The organism is Bacillus rugosus, from assembly GCF_023238245.1.
In the GTDB taxonomy this organism is placed as follows: Bacteria; Bacillota; Bacilli; order Bacillales; family Bacillaceae; genus Bacillus; species Bacillus rugosus.
Window position 1 is genome coordinate 2,202,526 of record NZ_CP096590.1, and the last position, 17,257, is coordinate 2,219,782.

21 protein-coding genes and 1 other RNA gene are annotated in these 17,257 nt (G+C 43.6%); 5 read left to right on the forward strand and 17 right to left on the reverse strand.

What is annotated here, in order from left to right; genetic code table 11:
* Positions 1 to 35: 35 nt before the first annotated feature.
* The 4 genes from kdgT to kdgR are packed head-to-tail and all read right to left on the reverse strand — an operon-like array spanning position 36 to position 3,695.
* Complete coding sequence (gene kdgT, locus M0696_RS10890; RefSeq protein ID WP_166851506.1) at positions 36 to 1,028, reverse strand: 2-keto-3-deoxygluconate transporter; 993 nt, start codon at positions 1,026 to 1,028, stop codon at positions 36 to 38.
* A gap of 43 nt (positions 1,029 to 1,071) precedes the next feature.
* Positions 1,072 to 1,662 (reverse strand): bifunctional 4-hydroxy-2-oxoglutarate aldolase/2-dehydro-3-deoxy-phosphogluconate aldolase, encoded by a 591-nt coding sequence (gene eda, locus M0696_RS10895; RefSeq protein ID WP_166851503.1) that lies wholly within the window; start codon positions 1,660 to 1,662, stop codon positions 1,072 to 1,074.
* A 1-nt stretch (position 1,663) separates the two neighbouring features.
* Positions 1,664 to 2,638, reverse strand: a complete 975-nt coding sequence (gene kdgK / locus M0696_RS10900; RefSeq protein ID WP_248601953.1) for a 2-dehydro-3-deoxygluconokinase — start codon at positions 2,636 to 2,638, stop codon at positions 1,664 to 1,666.
* Positions 2,639 to 2,675: 37 nt separating this feature from the next.
* Positions 2,676 to 3,695, reverse strand: a complete 1,020-nt coding sequence (gene kdgR / locus M0696_RS10905; protein ID WP_166851498.1) for a pectin utilization transcriptional regulator KdgR — start codon at positions 3,693 to 3,695, stop codon at positions 2,676 to 2,678.
* A 221-nt stretch (positions 3,696 to 3,916) separates the two neighbouring features.
* Here kdgR and kduI point away from each other — a divergent pair, with 221 nt between their 5' ends.
* Together kduI and kduD are read left to right on the forward strand one after the other, a co-directional pair.
* The gene (kduI, locus tag M0696_RS10910; protein WP_166851495.1) at positions 3,917 to 4,744 is read left to right on the forward strand and encodes a 5-dehydro-4-deoxy-D-glucuronate isomerase; all 828 of its coding nucleotides are present in this window, start codon (positions 3,917 to 3,919) and stop codon (positions 4,742 to 4,744) included.
* 1 nt (position 4,745) lies between these two features.
* Entirely contained in the window at positions 4,746 to 5,510 is a 765-nt protein-coding gene (kduD, locus tag M0696_RS10915) for a 2-dehydro-3-deoxy-D-gluconate 5-dehydrogenase KduD (protein ID WP_222143041.1), read from the forward strand.
* Positions 5,511 to 5,553: 43 nt separating this feature from the next.
* Here the strand turns inward: kduD and M0696_RS10920 are convergent, their stop codons facing one another.
* Both M0696_RS10920 and M0696_RS10925 read right to left on the reverse strand, forming a co-directional pair.
* Complete coding sequence (locus M0696_RS10920; RefSeq protein WP_222143042.1) at positions 5,554 to 7,479, reverse strand: ATP-dependent DNA helicase; 1,926 nt, start codon at positions 7,477 to 7,479, stop codon at positions 5,554 to 5,556.
* Between the two features lie 102 nt (positions 7,480 to 7,581).
* Entirely contained in the window at positions 7,582 to 7,773 is a 192-nt protein-coding gene (locus M0696_RS10925; RefSeq protein WP_166854644.1) for a hypothetical protein, read from the reverse strand.
* A 162-nt stretch (positions 7,774 to 7,935) separates the two neighbouring features.
* Here M0696_RS10925 and M0696_RS10930 point away from each other — a divergent pair, with 162 nt between their 5' ends.
* Positions 7,936 to 8,088 carry a YpzG family protein gene (locus M0696_RS10930; RefSeq protein ID WP_010327933.1) on the forward strand — a complete coding sequence of 51 codons (153 nt, stop codon included), beginning with the start codon at positions 7,936 to 7,938 and terminating at the stop codon, positions 8,086 to 8,088.
* A gap of 52 nt (positions 8,089 to 8,140) precedes the next feature.
* Here the strand turns inward: M0696_RS10930 and M0696_RS10935 are convergent, their stop codons facing one another.
* The 9 genes from M0696_RS10935 to M0696_RS10975 form a co-directional block, all read right to left on the reverse strand.
* Positions 8,141 to 9,298, reverse strand: a complete 1,158-nt coding sequence (locus tag M0696_RS10935) for a THUMP domain-containing class I SAM-dependent RNA methyltransferase (protein WP_248601954.1) — start codon at positions 9,296 to 9,298, stop codon at positions 8,141 to 8,143.
* A gap of 98 nt (positions 9,299 to 9,396) precedes the next feature.
* Positions 9,397 to 9,778: RNase P RNA component class B (rnpB, locus tag M0696_RS10940), an RNA gene on the reverse strand.
* Between the two features lie 65 nt (positions 9,779 to 9,843).
* The gene (gene gpsB / locus M0696_RS10945; RefSeq protein WP_003225629.1) at positions 9,844 to 10,140 is read right to left on the reverse strand and encodes a cell division regulator GpsB; all 297 of its coding nucleotides are present in this window, start codon (positions 10,138 to 10,140) and stop codon (positions 9,844 to 9,846) included.
* 75 nt (positions 10,141 to 10,215) lie between these two features.
* Positions 10,216 to 10,761: an SLOG family protein gene (locus M0696_RS10950; RefSeq protein WP_166851483.1), complete on the reverse strand. Its 546-nt coding sequence runs from the start codon at positions 10,759 to 10,761 to the stop codon at positions 10,216 to 10,218.
* 88 nt (positions 10,762 to 10,849) lie between these two features.
* A complete protein-coding gene (cotD, locus tag M0696_RS10955) occupies positions 10,850 to 11,074 on the reverse strand; it encodes a spore coat protein CotD (protein WP_080010318.1) in 225 nt (74 codons plus the stop codon).
* 83 nt (positions 11,075 to 11,157) lie between these two features.
* Complete coding sequence (locus M0696_RS10960; RefSeq protein ID WP_119996594.1) at positions 11,158 to 11,286, reverse strand: hypothetical protein; 129 nt, start codon at positions 11,284 to 11,286, stop codon at positions 11,158 to 11,160.
* A gap of 100 nt (positions 11,287 to 11,386) precedes the next feature.
* The gene (locus M0696_RS10965; protein ID WP_248601955.1) at positions 11,387 to 12,649 is read right to left on the reverse strand and encodes a ribonuclease H-like domain-containing protein; all 1,263 of its coding nucleotides are present in this window, start codon (positions 12,647 to 12,649) and stop codon (positions 11,387 to 11,389) included.
* Positions 12,650 to 12,664: 15 nt separating this feature from the next.
* Positions 12,665 to 14,914, reverse strand: coding sequence for an ATP-dependent helicase MrfA (gene mrfA / locus M0696_RS10970; RefSeq protein ID WP_166851476.1), 2,250 nt, complete (start codon positions 14,912 to 14,914; stop codon positions 12,665 to 12,667).
* A 102-nt stretch (positions 14,915 to 15,016) separates the two neighbouring features.
* Entirely contained in the window at positions 15,017 to 15,523 is a 507-nt protein-coding gene (locus M0696_RS10975; RefSeq protein ID WP_166851473.1) for a PTS sugar transporter subunit IIA, read from the reverse strand.
* A 138-nt stretch (positions 15,524 to 15,661) separates the two neighbouring features.
* On the opposite strand from M0696_RS10975, the gene M0696_RS10980 reads away from it, so the two are divergent.
* The gene (locus M0696_RS10980) at positions 15,662 to 16,081 is read left to right on the forward strand and encodes an Hsp20/alpha crystallin family protein (RefSeq protein ID WP_166851470.1); all 420 of its coding nucleotides are present in this window, start codon (positions 15,662 to 15,664) and stop codon (positions 16,079 to 16,081) included.
* Positions 16,082 to 16,101: 20 nt separating this feature from the next.
* Here the strand turns inward: M0696_RS10980 and M0696_RS10985 are convergent, their stop codons facing one another.
* Positions 16,102 to 16,470, reverse strand: coding sequence for a YppG family protein (locus M0696_RS10985; RefSeq protein WP_222143045.1), 369 nt, complete (start codon positions 16,468 to 16,470; stop codon positions 16,102 to 16,104).
* A gap of 186 nt (positions 16,471 to 16,656) precedes the next feature.
* Here M0696_RS10985 and M0696_RS10990 point away from each other — a divergent pair, with 186 nt between their 5' ends.
* A complete protein-coding gene (locus M0696_RS10990) occupies positions 16,657 to 16,845 on the forward strand; it encodes a YppF family protein (RefSeq protein ID WP_003225611.1) in 189 nt (62 codons plus the stop codon).
* 39 nt (positions 16,846 to 16,884) lie between these two features.
* Here the strand turns inward: M0696_RS10990 and M0696_RS10995 are convergent, their stop codons facing one another.
* On the reverse strand, positions 16,885 to 17,256 hold the full coding sequence (locus M0696_RS10995) for a YppE family protein (protein ID WP_248601956.1): 372 nt from the start codon (positions 17,254 to 17,256) through the stop codon (positions 16,885 to 16,887).
* Position 17,257 lies beyond the last annotated feature (1 nt).

Sequence of the window (17,257 nt, forward strand, 5' to 3'; positions counted from 1 at the left end):
GCTGCCGGTATTTTGGACGGCAGCCTTCTGTGGGTTCAGTTGATTGTCATTTGATTTTTTGGCGGCGGTGTTTTCCGCTTTTTATCATTGATTTTTTTATCCACCCACACTGTTGCAAGCGGGGTTAATAGCGAGGTAACAATAACGCTTGTCGCTATGATTGCAGTTGCCGATTCAGCAATTGGTGCAAACGAAGCATTCGCTTCTGCTAATGCGTATGGCACAGCTACAGCCGCCCCCGCCGTAGAAGAAGCCGCCACACCCGCCACACCGTCTCCCCGCGCGACAAAACGATCAAGCAAAAATAAGGAGCTGCCCGATAAGATGACGACAGAAACACCGATAAAAATCCCAAGCAGCCCTGATTGGATCAGCATTCCAAAATTCAAGGTGTTGCCGAGCGAAAAGGCAAAAAACGGGATGATCGCCGGCACAACCTTGCTGAATAAGTCTCTGAGATCATGATCAAGATTTCCAAGTATACAGCCGAGTAAAAATGGGATGACGGTCGCTGCCAGCGTTTCCCATGGGAAAGCGGCAAGTCCTGTCACACCAAACGTCACCATGGTCATAAAAGGACCTGATTCTGTACTGATAAATGCGAAAGCGCCCGCATCCTCTTTTCTTCCCATATGGTTCATGAGCGCCAAATACAGGCCGCCGTTCGTTTCATTCATTACCGCGACAATGGCTAAAACAGAAAGACCTGCAAAAAAGCCGGATTGTATGCCTTCATCAGGTATAAATTGCGCTGCGATCACGCCGAGCAGCGCCGCAAATCCGACCTTCCCCAATAATAATGTGATTCCTTTCCTTGCAATGTAGCCTGAAGAACGAAAATCAATCGTCGCTCCTACGCAAAAGATAAAAACACCCAGTATCGGCAGCGTTCCGGTAATCAAAGCACCCGTAAAACCTCCAAAGAACTCCGCTGTTCCAGGTGCAAACGTATTGAGCGCCGCTCCCAGAAACAGCGGAATAATCATCATTCCGCCAGGTACCCGTTCAATTGTCGCTTTGATTTTCATATGTGGATTCTCCCATCCTCCGGTTATGAAAAAACATGATCCCTTACACTTGGAAAACAGCCTGCAAATCCTCTTTTGAACAGCTGCCCAGCTGGCTTCCGACACCAACGGCACCAGCTCCGGCTTTGAGCCAATCCGGCACTTCAGACGGATGTATCCCGCCTGTCGGAATAAAGGTCACCTGCGGGAAAGGACCCGCTAAATTTTTCATAAACGGGATGCCAAACACACCGCTTGGGAATAGCTTCAATGTAGTAAAACCGCATGTCAGCGCTTCCATAATTTCGCTCGGAGTCAATACGCCGGGGATATAATGTGTTTTTAAAAAAGAAAGATGTTCAGCTAGGTCAGGTGAAAAACCCGGACTGACAATAAACTGCGCGCCAGCCTCAGCAGCTTCTCCCGCTTGCTGCGCAGTGATGACCGTGCCCGCGCCGATCAAGATATCTTCTCTATTACTGAAGGATTTGATAATATCTGATGCCCCAGGCGTCGTATAAGTCACTTCAACCGCACGAATCCCTTTGTCTAGTAAACTCTCAATCTGCTGACAGGCCTCCTGTGTATCCTTTGAGCGAATGACTGCAATCAGCCTTGCTTCTTTCAGACGGTTTTCAACGATTTTAGACTCCATATTAATAATCCCCTTTCTTTTGGTAAACCGTTCTTTGAGCAGATAAAAACGCAGCTAATTTCTCCCTGGTTGGCAGGCCGTCCATATCCCCCGGTGCCTGAACTTGCAAAGCGCCAATCGCATTTCCCCGTTGCACCGCATCCTTGTACGACAATCCGTCAAGGATTCCGCTGATCACCCCGACTGCAAATCCGTCTCCGGCACCGACTGTATCAACCACCCGATCGACCCGGAAGCCTTCTGCAAATCCTTCACTTGTTCTCGTTTTAAAGTAAGCACCTTCTTTTCCGAGTTTAATAGCGACAAAGCTTACACCTTTTTTCAGATAATAGTTGGCAATGCCTTCAGGTGTTTTTTCTCCGGTCAATAGCTCTCCCTCTGCGATCCCGGGGAAAAACCAATCTGCAAGCCCAGCCAAATCATTGATTGTGTGTACCATTGTTGCTTGATCAGGCCAAAGCGATGGCCTCAAATTGGGATCGATTGAAATCGTCCTCCCGGCGTTTCTCATGTCGTTCATTACATGATACGTGAAGTCTTTCATATCGGCTGACAAAGCAGGCGGAATGCCTGTGACATGCAAATGGCCAGCGGATTGAAAATAATCTCTCGGATATTCAGCAGAAGTTAATGTGCTTGCAGCTGAGTTTTTTCTGTAATAGGTAACTTGCGGATCTCCTTCTTTCACTTTTGACTTCAGCAGCAGACCGGTTGGATTTCCGTCCTGCGAGCGGATCACACGGGACACATCCACTCCCTCTTTTTTAAGCTCCTGTAAAATAAATGTTCCGAGCTGATCATTTCCAACCTTGCTCATCCATCCCATCTGAAATCCGAGTCTGGCCAGGCCGCAAGCGACATTGCTTTCTGCTCCGGCCAGCCCTTTAGAAAAAGTGGATACTTCATGAAGGCCTCCATACTCATTTGCGTAAAACATGGCCATCGATTCCCCGAATGTCACCGCATCAAGCTTCATTTCTTCCCAACCTCCTCTTAGTTGAGGGCACCTAGGATTAAAGTGACTGTCTCATGATGACTTCTGCCTCTAATTCAATGGTTTGAGGCGCTCCCTTGTCACCTTCAATCCTTTTTAATACACGTTCCATCGCCGTCCTGCCCATATCATGTGACGGCTGGGCGATCGTTGTAATGCCCGGACCGATCAGTTTATACCATTCCGTATCATCGAACCCAGCAATCCCTATATCTTGAGGGATGCGCAGACCAAGCTCTTCCATACAGCTGATGATTTTCAGCATAATTAAGCCGTTCAAAGCCAGAATCGCTTTTTTTTGCCCCGGCATCTCCTTGTGAAAAGAACGAAGCGCCGCCTTAAGCTGCTCCTTGTTTTTCACGTCAATTTCATACATTCTGACAAGCCCGTTCGTATTTTGGGCCGAAGCCATTTCCTGGTACACAGCTGCTCTTTCTGCACGAGGGCTGATTGATGAAATTGGTTCGGTAAACAGCGCGACATCAGTGTACCCTTTACTGTAAATCTTCTGAAGAATCTCTTTTGTAATCCTTCTATTGTCAGTCGTTACCGTATCCAGTTTCAGATCCGGGAGTTTCCGGTCAATTAATATCGTTGGAATTTGCTGTTCAGAAAAGGCGTGCAGTACATCCTTGTTTTCTCCGGTTGCGTTTAAAATGAGCCCTTCAACCGAATGGGCTTCAAGCTTTAAGAGCATTTCCCGCTCTTTTTCAGGACTGTTATCTGTGTTGCACACCATAATGCTGTAGCCAAATTGATCACAAACCTCTTCGACTCCCCTGAAAGCCGCAACCGAAAAAGGATTTGTAATGTCAGCTACAACAAAACCGATTAATTTGCTTTTTTTTATTTTCAAACCTTGCGCCATTTTACTTGGCCGATAATTCAATTCTGCAATTGCCTTTTTAATGTTTTTCACTTTTTCAGGAGAAATCGCATCAATTTTTCCGTTGATATAGCGGGAAACTGTCGATTTCGAAACTCCTGCATATTCAGCTACGTCTTTGATGGTCGTATGGCCTGTTGTTTTCTTTTTCATTCAAGTGCTCCTGTATCTCATATATTTGAAACCGATTTCAAAACCGTTACAACAAAAGAATACCATATTTTTTAAAATAGGAAAGAGTTTTTTTAATAATGTGCTTATTCACAATTTTCCCGTTGACTCTTTTCGCTATTTATCCTAAAATTTTCTTTGAAACCGTTACCAAAATATTTTCATTCAAGTGAGGCCGAAATCCTAACCAAGGGGGAAATATAATGGAAAATCGTTATTCTGTACACCCTGAACAAGTAAAGCGCTTTACAACAGAGGAGCTTCGCAGTCATTTCTTAATGGATACTTTATTTACGGAAAACAAACTGACGATGTATTACTCGCATGAAGACCGGGTTGTCATCGGCGGTGCGGCTCCAGGGCAAAGTGAACTGAAGCTTGACGCCGGAGATTTCCTTAAAACAGACTTTTTTCTGGAACGGCGTGAAATCGGGATTATTAATGTCGGCCAGCCTGGCGCTGTTAGGGTCGGTGATGATGAATATGTGCTCCAGACAAAGGATTTTCTCTATATCGGAATGGGCAATCAAGATGTAGCATTTACAAGTCTGAACGGAGAACAAGCTAAATTTTACTTCGTCTCCGCTTGTGCGCATCAAAGCTATCCGACGCAAAAAGCCGCACTTTCTGAACTGACACCGGACCGCCTAGGCGATGATGCAGCGTCTAATGTCAGAAGCCTGTACAAAGTCATTCATCAAGATGGCATTAAAAGCTGTCAGCTTATGATGGGAATTACGATGCTAGATCCAAACAACAACTGGAACACCATGCCTGCACATGTCCATGACCGCCGGATGGAGGCTTATCTTTACCTTGATCTTGAGAAGGATTCGAAGGTGTTTCACTTCATGGGCCAGCCGGACGAAACACGCCATCTAGTTGTCGGAAATGAGCAGGCTGTCCTTTCTCCTGCCTGGTCTATTCACTCTGGTGCAGGAACATCAAACTACAGCTTTGTGTGGGCGATGGCTGGAGAAAACTACACATTCACGGACATGGATGTCGTTCCGATGGATGGGCTGAAATAGAATGAGTTATCTACATGACGCCTTTTCATTAGAAGGAAAAACAGCACTGGTAACAGGGCCGGGAACGGGAATCGGTCAAGGAATTGCCAAAGCGCTGGCCGGAGCTGGCGCTGATATTATCGGCACATCACATAAAAGCAGTCTGTCTGAAACACAGCAGCTTGTAGAACAGGAAGGCCGAACGTTTACATCTTTTACATTGGATATGAGCAAGCCAGAAGCAATAAAGGATTCTGCAGCTGAGCTGTTTGAAAACCGGCAGATCGACATCCTTGTCAATAATGCCGGCATTATTCACCGGGAAAAAGCGGAACATTTTGCAGAAGAGAACTGGCATCACGTACTGAATGTCAATCTAAACAGCTTGTTTATTCTGACACAGCTGGCAGGCAGCCACATGCTGAAAAGAGGTTATGGAAAGATTATTAATATCGCCTCTCTCCTGTCTTTTCAAGGCGGTATCCTCGTTCCCGCTTATACAGCGAGCAAACACGCGGTTGCCGGTTTGACAAAATCATTTGCAAATGAGTGGGCAGCGTCCGGTGTTCAGGTTAACGCCATCGCCCCTGGCTATATTTCTACAGCGAATACACAGCCTATTCGGGATGATGAAAAGCGGAATGAGGACATTTTAAAGAGAATCCCTGCCGGCCGCTGGGGCAAAGCGGATGATATCGGCGGGACTGCAGTCTTTTTGGCATCGCGTGCTTCAGATTATGTAAATGGGCATATATTAGCAGTTGACGGCGGCTGGTTATCCCGCTGACAAATCAAAAAAGCTGACGAACACGATCGTCAGCTTTTTTCTATTACATCATATGCGGTTCAACAGGCAAGACCTTGCTGACCTCGTTCATGATGCGTTCATTTTCTCCGCCAGCGTAAATGTGAATCGAGCCACTGTCTTGATTCGAACGAATCAGACGCCCGATGCCCTGCCGTACGCGTAATAACATATATGGCAGATCAACTTCTTCAAACGGATCTTTTTTCGCCCCGTTGCGTTTCGCTGTAAATACAGGATCATGAGGCGGGAATGGCAATGACCAAATGGTAACATTCTTCAATGCGTCACCAGGAATATCGAGTCCTTCCCATAAGTGAACCGAACAAAGTACTGTTTCCTCTTCCTCTTGGAACTTCTCCACTAAGCTGCTGATTTCTTCATCACCTTCAAAGAAAATCGGATACGGCAGCTCCCAAGCCGCCGACAGCTTCTTAAATTCGTTTAATTCCTCAAAAGAAGGGAAAAGCACTAGCGTTCTGCCTTTATAACGCTTGATTGTTTTAATTGTTTCAGCCGTTTTTTGTTCAGCCGTCATCTCTGTTTTTGCATATAGATTAACGGTCATTTGCTCGTCATAATCATAAGGAGAATCAACGGTTAACGACAAATAATCGTGAATCCCCAGACTGTCAGCAATATAATCAAACGAACCGCCTTCTGACAGCGTAGCAGAAGAAAAGATATAAGGAATTTTCTTAGAAAACACTTTTTCGCCCAGCACTTCCGCTACCGTTCTCGGCATTACAACAAAGGTTGATTCTGCTTCCTTTTTCTCCAGCCAGCTGATCGCATCCTTTTGATATAGAGATAATGAATACGCCATTTGTTCAACATATTCTTCCACAACTGACAGCTCGTATTGATCAATCGTGTACATCTCAGACTCGAACACGAGAGCCTCACCGATTTTATCAAGCAAACGGCAAAGCTCGTCCGCCGCCTTTTTGACACGCTGGTCATTTTTTATTTCTAAACGGTGTGAACCAGCTACTTCTTTTGATTCTTCAGAGAGAACATAGAAAAATTCATCGTTTGCAGCAAGCGCATCTTCAATCAGTTCAGCAAACTCTTCTCTGATGTCATTTTGAAGCAAACGTTCCAAAAACAATTCAAGAGTAGACTGCTTCACTCTGTAGGTTAATGCTTTTTGTGCAGCAAACTCTAACAGATGCCCTTCATCAAATACAACTGCACTGTGATCAGGCAAGAGCGGCAGCTGGCCCTCTCGTTTGCGCGATTCTTCCGTCCATACATGCTCCATATAAAAATCATGAGAACAAATGATCAAGTCGGTTGACTTACGGTAATAATCTCTGGAAAGCGTCAAACCGCATCTGTGTCTCATATCACAAGTCAGACAATCCTGAAACGAGTCGTAGCTTACTTCAGACCATTCTTCATTCGATAGATTAGCGTACTGCTTACGGTCGCCATACGGATAAAAGCGCTGCATCGCCTGTGATTCATGGACAAATGACGGTAACGACTCATAAAGATCCAGCCATTTATCATCATCAGATCGCTGCATCGTTTTTTCAAGCTTCTTTAAGCATAAATATTGCTCATGTGACTTCGACAGCCTTGTATCAATTTTCAGATCGAGATGCTCAGCCAGCTTTGAAATATCGCCCTCTTTTTTTACTAGCTGTTCGATTAATGTTTCATCAGCACAAGCGATAATGGCAGGTTTGCCGACATATCTTGCATAGCTGATCGCGAAAAGAAGATAAACCAGCGTTTTCCCCGTTCCCACTCCAGCTTCGGCAAACATGACTTTTTTCTCTTTAAACGCCCGCTCCAGCTGAAAAGCCATAAATACTTGCTCATCCCGAAGATCAAACCCTTTTTCGGGAAGGATATCGTAAAACACGTCACCAATCCAATTGTTCAATTCTTCATAAAAATTCTTTGTTTTCGTTAAAGAAAAAGGCAAACGTGATGTTGTCACCTAGTTCCAACCCCCAACTATTCAACATTCAGACCACCAATAATATCATTTCCTACTGATGAATACAATAAAAAAACTTGGCAAAGCCAAGTTTTTTGCTACTTACTTTCGATTGATCACATGCGATGATAAAAAAGGATGGTCTGTTGAAAAAATATGTTCCACCGCTTTTTCTAAATCATTTTGCGCATGCGACATCACAGACGGAGACAAATCAGCCCCGAGCTCCTTCAGCTCGTTGGCTGTTGCGTCAAGCGCCCTTTGAATAAGATTAATATGTTCGCTGTTCAGCATGAGATCACCTCTGATGGAAATAATCATCATTGTATGCGAACTTTTCATTTTATATACATGCTTTCCGCATGTTATCGCCGAAACATGCACAAACTACATTCGATATTCCGTAACCGGATTATCCGTCTTATCAACAATATTCTATCAGGGAGTGATGTTGACATGAGTTATAGAAATCGATTAGATCAGCATTCTGAACTGTTTCATCACAATTGGACGCGGCCTAAACGTTCTAAGTCTCAAGTAAACGGTCACACTGAAATGTCCCAAACCAACATTATATTGAGAAGCAATGCGAAAGCGCACCGTTGGTAACGATAGAATATGGCTGAAAGATGAAAGAAGACGCATGCAGAGCGTCTTCTTTTTATGCGTTTTCTGTTTTCTTGCGCTGCGGTCTTACTCTTGACCAGTATTGATAATAATCCGTTTTAATAAATCCGTTAAAGAGCTTTCGTTTCTTCGTCGCTTTTCTGCCGTATGCTTCCTCAAAATTCTCATTCGAAGTCAGCATATACACAGACCAGGTATCAAGAGGTTCGAACGCCTGTCCCATTTCTTTGTACATCTGCTCAACGGCTTTTTTCTCACCAAGACGCTCTCCGTATGGCGGATTGCCGACAATCACGCCAAAATCCCAAGTTGTCGTGAAGTCTTTGACCTGCATCTGCTTAAATTCGATTAAATCTCCCAAGCCTGCTTCCTCTGCATTTTCTTTTGCGATTTGAACCATGCGGTGGTCGATGTCGCTTGCAAATATCGTAAGCGGCTGGTCATAGTTCGCCTTTTCTTCGACTTCAAGGCGTGCTTTGTCCCACAGCTCTTTACCAATCCATCCCCAGTCCTCTGAGACAAAATCGCGGTTAAAGCCCGGGGCGATATTTTGGCCGATTAACGCGGCTTCAATCGCGATCGTTCCGGAACCGCAGAAAGGATCGACAAATGGACGGTCCGGGGTCCAATTGGTTAATTGCACTAAAGCGGCAGCAAGTGTTTCTTTAATCGGCGCACCGCCTTGGTCGACACGGTATCCTCGTTTGTGGAGGCCTGTCCCGGAAGAATCCAGCGTAATAACCGCTTGATCTTTCAATAAAGAAATTTCCACCTTATACTCGGCACCTGTTTCTTCAATCCAGTCATTGGCTTTGCCGGACTGCAGCTTGAGCTTTTCGACTATCGCTTTTTTGACAATCCGCTGACAGTCGGGAACGCTTGCAAGTGTTGATTTTACCGATTTCCCGATGACAGGGAATTTCCCGTTTTCAGGTATAAATGAGCGCCAGTTAATCGCTTTCGTTTTTTCAAACAGTTCATCAAATGTCTTCGCTTTAAAAGAAGCAACCTGGACCTTTATACGGTCGGCTGTTCTAAGCCAAAGGTTTGCACGGCAAATAGCAAGCGCATCGCCTTCAAAAATAACTTTTCCGTTATCAACCTTGCATTCGTATCCTAAATCTCGTACTTCCTTTGCGACAACAGCTTCAATGCCCATCGGCGCCGTTGCAATTAGTGTATACTTCTTCATCGTATCACCCTGTCTTTTAAAACTTTTCTTTTCAAGATAAAAGCTCTCCTTATACGGGAGAGCTTGTTTTCATCATTTTAAATGTAAGTGGTCTAACGTTCTGTAAGCCATGTTTTGTTCCGTCGTACTGCAAACGGCTCATCACCTCGTACTCAGGCGGCAATCATCTATCTACAGAAAGCATTCTGTCCTTCTCTCCGTTGAATTCCGTTAAGAAGGTTCCCCTACCAAAATTTGGGTTTCTCGCTCGAGGGGTTTACCGCGTTCCACTCTCACCATTTCTAGTGAGACTTCGTCACTGTGGCACTTTCAAGGATACTCAGCCATATCCAAAGGACGTAGGCTTTTTTCCTGCCGTCAGCCTATCAAGGCTGCCCTAGCTTATGACTTCGCTAGGCACGAACACTACGGGCATCTCAGCACCGTGCGAGCATGGACTTTCCTCTACAGATTCAAGATCTGCAGCGATTACCCGAACGTTAAGAACAAGAATTATTATATAACAACTGTTTGCAATTTACAAGCACCATTTTTTTCAAGCGCGATCAATCATAAAGCTTGCTGCCAAAAACGTGTTTTTCTAAGTTGGACAGCCGTTTTAAAATATCAAAGTTCGTTGTGTTAGATTGCACAGGCTGTTTTTTGCTGGCTTCTTCAAGCTGTTTTTTCAGCTGCAGATTTTCCTGCTGCAGTTCTTCAATTTCTTGATGGAAGGTTTCATAATCCTTAATAATCATATCTAAAAATTTGTCAACGTCTTCTTGCTTGTAGCCTCTAACGCCTGTTTTAAATTCTTTTTCCAAAATTTCTTTCGCAGAAAGCTTAACTTTATCAGCAAGCATCTTTTTCACCTCGTATCGTGAATCATTACATATATTTTTTCAGAAATCTGTACGGTTGTCAAATTTCTCTTATTGCTATGAGTAGCTGTCTTCCTCTACTGTCACTCTTAAGTCATCCATTGTGATAAAGTAAATGGGGTAGCCATCCTGTTCGCGTCTCTTTTCAGCCGTCTCAAGCATGTACTTTGGAGATCCTTCCATCTCAGGATCATATAAAAGCATCAGCGCGTCTGATTTTTCTATGAAGAACTGATTTTTTTGTTTAAACTGAAGCGGGCTTTCATACGGCCTGTGAGTTAGGCTTTCTTCATAGTCAGCCTGTGCCAGAACAGCTTCATAAAGCTCTTTATTAGGATCTTTCCAGTTCTTTTCCTGATCGTAAAAAGGGGTAATCACAGCTACCTTTAAATCAGGGTATTCCTCCTGCAGATCATATGCAGCTTCAGCCGCCCACAGTTCCGCTCCAAGCTGGCCCGATATTAAAATCCATTCTAAGCCCTCATCTAAAAATCCGATCAGCCGGTTTTTGATCGCTTTTTTTATGTAATACAGTGCCTTATCATCCTGTTTAAAAATCCCGAGTTCAAACGGCTTGTATCCTGTTACTGCCAATACTTTCATTACTTCACCTGCTTTAAAAAATGGGGCTCCCATTGGGCCCCATTTTGATGTGCTGTTTGTTTACACCATCAAGCTGCACGTTTCCATACTAGTCGCAGCAAGGTCTTCCTGCTTGAAAATGCTGATGCGTTGCCGGATCAACATTTGAGAAAGTGTGTGGAAAGTAGTGAACGTGCTGAAAATGCTGGTGATTTACGTTTGTTGTGTGCTGTGGGTGAATGTGCGGCACGATAGTATTTGAAAACGTATGGTGTTCACAGCAATGAGTAGGATGGACAATCGGCGCCATCATGTGCGGTCTGCAGTGATGCATGATTAAATCCCCTTTCCATAAACTTTATTACATTACTAAGCTATGAAAAATAAGGGGTACATGTTCTAATACAAAGACCTATTTTAAAAGTGTACAATTAAACTGTCTTTAAAATTTGAAAACACAAAAGCAATCAAAAATACCACAACAAAGAACAAGTAAAAAACACCCTTATACATACCAACTCTCCCTTTAAAAATAACTAACGTCATTTTACAGGATTCGGCGCTATTCTACAACAAAATCAATGTGAATTCAGCAAAAAAAATTCATGGCGAAACAAGTCGCCTTTTGCGCTTTCCCGGGGAATATTTAAGAGGAATATTTCCTCTTCAGCCGGGCAATTCTTACTTGCAGTTTTTCTGATTCTTTTTCTGATAAGAATGCCGCATCGCTAAGTAATTGTTCTGCTATATACAATGCTTTCCCGAACTCTTTTTTCTTATGCTCGTAATATTTCGCGAGCTCTATCGTAGCAGCGTATTTGCACTTCTGATTTTTGGAGCAGGACAGCTTTTCCCAAAGCGGCACTGCTTCTTCCAGCCGGTTTTGTTTTTTGTACAGAAGCGATAAATCCAGCTGGGCTCTGTCCTGATCCTCAAACGACTTTTCTTTAAGCCTTTCCAGCTGTTTGACCGCTTGATCCGTTTCTTTATGGGCCATAAACCATTTCGCCATGGCATAAGCTTCACTGTGCTCAATGTACTCTTTTGGCTCATAAGATGCTGAAAGAATTTTTTTAGACATATGAATGTACAGTGAAATGAGTGATAGCACATCCATTTCATTATGATGCAGGACACCTTTTAGAAGATCAGGCTCTTGCGCCTTGACAAAATGAAAGTAAAGCATTGGCGCCAAGTAGCCCGGTGTGTCTTCTTGTCTGCGAATACCGAGCTCCTCTTTTTCAACCGTGCCAAGTGATACGCGGTCCATTTTGTGTTTCCACAAGCGTCTTGCCCCATGCAGAAGGTCAAAATGGCCAAACTCCGGGAGCTTCGGAAGTCTGTCACGGATCAATGTGTGCCTTGTTTTCACCTGCGGCCAATCAAAGGCTTTTCCGTTGTAGGTTACAAGTGATGTAATGTCAACCTCGCTTAAAAAGCTTTGATACAAGGCGACTTCATTCCCCGGTTTGGGCAAAAGATGCTGTTTGACTGTCACTCGGTCTTCATATACTCTCGCATGCCCAAGCAAAAAAATGGTATTTCCGGTTCCGCCTCCAAGACCAGTTGTTTCTGTATCAAAGAAAAAGAGATTGTTTTTGTTATACCCTTTTGCTGACAACGTATGCGACAGGCTGCTTTGATTCCAGAGTGTAATCACTTCATCAAGCTCAGAAAAACTGTATAGCCCATGGCGGTGAGAAAGCGGATATTCGACTTCTCTGATGAGGCAATATTCATCTTCGAAGAAAAAAGGCTTAATGCCAAAAGCCTCCCATTCTTTTAAAAACGGGATTTCAGTATGGATGTCAGCGAAATTGTTTTCTTGTTTGCCTGCTTCTATTTTATGTTCTCCTTCGTCGAGCACCATATGCTTTTTCATTCGCTGGAGTTTCCCTTTTAATGACATATCTAACCTCCCTCCTTACGACATTTGATCCAACAGCTGCAAAATTCTTTCCTTTGCTTTTATCCCTTCTATTTCGGTACCTATACAAGACGGACAGCCGTCATGGCAGGGACATTGTTTAATCAGCTGTTTCGCAGCTTCATTAATATCTGCAAACCGTTTGAAGACTTCCTCCGCCAAACCGATACCGCCCGGATAATGATCATATAAAAATATAGTCGGCAATCCGGTATGGGCTGCTTTGATTTGAGAAACGACATGCACATCGCTTCGGTCACACATGATATACACAGGGACAATATGCTGCAGCACATTTGAGATGCCAAGAAGCAGCTGTTCCAGCGTCTTTTCCCCGATGTCTTCGTCTGTTGTTTTAATTTCGAGCCAAGCTGCACTTGTATGAAGTTCTTCTTCCGGCAAATGAATAGGACCAGACCCGATATTTTCAAAAGTGGTCATTTTAATTTTTTTAAAAATGGTCGGCAGGGCATTGACAGTGACGTCACCATAGTGCAATGATGTACGGCTTTTTTCTTTCGTTTTATCAATTTCTAATACTTTTAGCTGAACTGCCAGATTGGCATCCGTGTAATATTCGACATCAACTTTTCTGACATAAGCCTTTTTATGGTCCCAATCGAGCTTCTCTACTTGATATTGAACGCCCTCATGCAAATAAATCGCCTCATCATGCAAAAGCGTCATCGCGCTAAAACGATCCATTTCACCGATAATCCTTACATTTGCAATATCTGACTGATCAACAATAACGACATTTTCCTGTGAGGCGGAACGCAAACTGATATTTGATGCAGGGAATGATTCATTTGCCCAATGATACCGTTCGCCGTTCCGGTGAAGAACGGCCTCTTCCTGAAGGTACTCTAGAATATCACGTACATCCATCGGCCCAAACTCTTCATCAGCTCTGAAAGGAAGCTCATAAGCCGCACATTTTAAGTGGTCAACTAAAATAATCAAATTCTCCGGATTGATTCTTGCAGATTCCGGCGAACGGTTAAAGAAGTATTCAGGATGACGTACAATATATTGGTCAATCGGCGTTGAATTGGCGACCATGATAATCAAAGACTCACCGTGTCTTCTGCCGGCCCGGCCCGCCTGCTGCCATGCGCTTGCCACACTTCCAGGATAACCCGTCATCACACACACTTGCAGCTGGCCGATATCAACACCAAGCTCTAAGGCATTCGTACTGACCACTCCTAAAATTTCGCCTTCTCTCAGGCCTCTTTCGATATCTCTTCTCTCTTTCGGAAGATAGCCTCCCCGATAGCCTCTGATTGACTTTGTCCCAATCTCTTTTTTTACAAGCTCCTGAATATGGCTTAAAATAATTTCCACCCTGACTCTGCTTCTGGCAAAAACAATGGTCTGCACTTTGTTTTTCAGAAACTCTTTCGCCAGTTCGTTCACTTCTGCTGTTGCGCTCTTTCGAATATTAAGCGGTTTGTTCACAATTGGCGGATTATAAAACACGAAGTGCTTCCGTCCGCTCGGGGCACCGTTATCATCGACCAGCCGCATCGGTTGTCCGGTCAGCTGCTCCCCCAATTCCTTCGGGTTGGCAATCGTTGCGGAAGTACAAATAAAAACCGGATCACTTCCATAAAACCGGCAGATCCGCTTTAGCCGCCGGATCACATTCGCCACATGGCTCCCAAAAACACCGCGATACGTATGAAGCTCATCGATGACGATATACTTAAGGTTTTCAAACAAACTGACCCATTTCGTATGATGCGGAAGAATGGCAGAATGCAGCATATCGGGGTTTGTAATGACTATATGACCGGCTTTTCTCACCTTTTGTCTGATTGCCGGGGACGTATCCCCGTCATATGTAAAGCTTTTAATATCAATGCCCATTTCATCAATGATTTCATTTAGCTCGCTCTTTTGATCTTGTGCCAGCGCTTTAGTCGGAAATAAATACAGCGCCCGGTTTGTTTCGTCTTGGGCGATGGACTGCAGGACTGGGAGGTTATAGCATAACGTTTTTCCTGATGCAGTTGGCGTTACCGTAACGATGCTTTCTCCTTTTTGCACATATTGAAAAGCGGAAAATTGGTGGGTATATAGTTCATCAATGCCCCTTTTCGAAAGGGCCGCTTTTATTCTTTCGTCTATACTTTCAGGCATCGGCCTAGTTCTTGCTTCACGAGGCTCAATTTCATGCCAATTCACAACGTTTTCATTTCCCTTTAATTCAGAAATGAGCTCAGTCAGTGATTTCTTTTTCATTCTTTACACCTCTTTGTCAAGTACAGTTTACCGAATATTTGTTTGCATGGCTAGGTGCAAATTTTATACAATCGAACAAAAAAAGCAAGGCATACGCCCTGCTTATTTCGCTTTTATTGTGAGAAGCTTTGTTTCGCCTTTGTGGGCAGCCTTTTCGCCTGCCGGCACAATTGACCCTACAGCCTCACCATTCATAATAACGATCGGGATGACTGTGCTGCTCGCTTTTTCTTTTATTAATTCTAAATCACACGTAATCAGCGGGTCACCGACCTTCACTTTGTCCCCTTCTTTAATGTGGGCAGTAAACCCTTCTCCGTTCATATTGACCGTTTCCAGCCCGACATGAATTAACAGTTCAATTCCCGAGCGAGTTCGAATACCAACGGCGTGTTTGGTGTGGAAAATCTGAATCACTTCACCTTCAGCAGGTGAAACGATTTCACCGTTTGAAGGTTCCACTGCTATTCCTTCCCCCATCATTTTCTGTGAAAAAACAGGGTCCGGCACATCTGTCAGGTCCATTACCGTACCGTCTGCCGGCGAATAAATAACCTCTTCTGTCGTTTTTTCCTGAGTTTTGCCCATTCCGAATAATTTTTTCAGCAATGTGTTTTCTCCCTTCTCATTCGCTTCCAACCGTTATCCCTTCATTCACCACTATTTAACCACACTTTCAATTTTGCTTCAATTTATAACAACATCTGGCATAGACGCATAATCTGGTTAAAAAAGGCGGTGGCAGATTTGGAATTCCATGATGACAAGAAGAAAGAACTGCAAAAGAAAGAAGATATCATCACGGAGGCAATGGACCATCTTTTTCAATCCTCAGCATTCGGCAATCTATTAAACGGATTTCAAAACCTGATTAACTCGAGTTTAAAGGATATACAGACGACCATACATGTAAGAGAAAGAGATACCGGGCTGTATGTCGATATTACAATTCCGGCAACGTTTCGAGATGGCGAGATCGTCGTTGATATTAAATCGAGGTACCTGCATGTAACACTTCAAGAGAAACAGAAACAGTACAATGAGGCCACTTTTACAAGCATGACGAGAACAGTTCAGCTGCCTTATGAAGTGCACCAAGAAGATATGGAAACCTCTTGGAACGAGCAGACAATGACACTTTTCTTTCCAAAAAATAAGCATGAATGAACGAGTCATTCATGCTTCTATCATTTAAAAAAGCTGGTAAATCCTTTTATTAAAGATCCGACCTGATTCATTGCACTCATCACTTGACCTGTCGTATCCATCATTTTATTAAAATCAAACTGCCCGTTGGCTTTTTTGAACTGCAACATAATACTTTGAAATTGTGTGGGCTGCTGCTGATTAGGCCTTGGAATTGGATAAGGGTTAGAAAATACAGGCGGCTGCATAGGCATTGACTGGATTGGAACGTACGGCTGGTAATAATCCTGCTGCCCATAATGCTGCTGCGGCAAGTATTGGCCTGGCGAAGCCTGCTGATAATATCCTTGCATTTGCTGCGGATAATAATAGCCCATTTGCCGAGGATAGCTTTGAGAACTCCTGTTCATTGCGATTCCCCCTAAACTCAACATGTTTCTCTTCTATATATGTATGAATAAAATCTATTGTTTGTGTCACAGGTCCTGATTCGCATTTGTCTAATTGTGTCGAAAGTTTAAATTTTTCAAAAACAGAAAAAAGTCGAATCATTATGGTACCATATTTTCAATACAGATGAGAGGGGATGCACCATAATGAACGTATCATACTTAAGCAAACGTTTTGCAGAAATGAAGAAATATGAAACAGACTGTATGAATAAACTGATGGACTTTGCCAAGTTCCTCTATATTCAAGGACATCTCAGCACAACTGAGTTTCGTAACAGTATGAAGGTTCTCGAAGCAAATGGAGCAGAAAGCCCGGCATATGAGTTGAATTAATGTCCGGCCCCCTATAACAAACTTAAAAGAAGACAGCCTTTACCGGCTGTCTTCTCTTGCAATTTCATCCTTTACTGCGTGCAATGTATAAAGGACTGACTCAGTGATGTCCTTAAATCGTTTTTTATGAATATGATGAACATATGATTGAAGGACCAATTCTAGGAAATTATCCTTTACGGTCTCGATTTGCTCTTTATGCACATATTTCGGACGGCGGGCTTTTATCAATTCAAGCGCTCCTTGCGCCCAGCGAGCCGCCAGATCATCATTCTCCTCAACTGCAGGCTTTATCGTCTCAAAAAAATCATAAGAATGATCACTGTCTTTTCCTTCTAGATATCGATCAGCACCTTTTTCAGCAGCTTCAATCATTTGTTCGGTCATTTCCAGCAACGTTTGTGATTGCAAT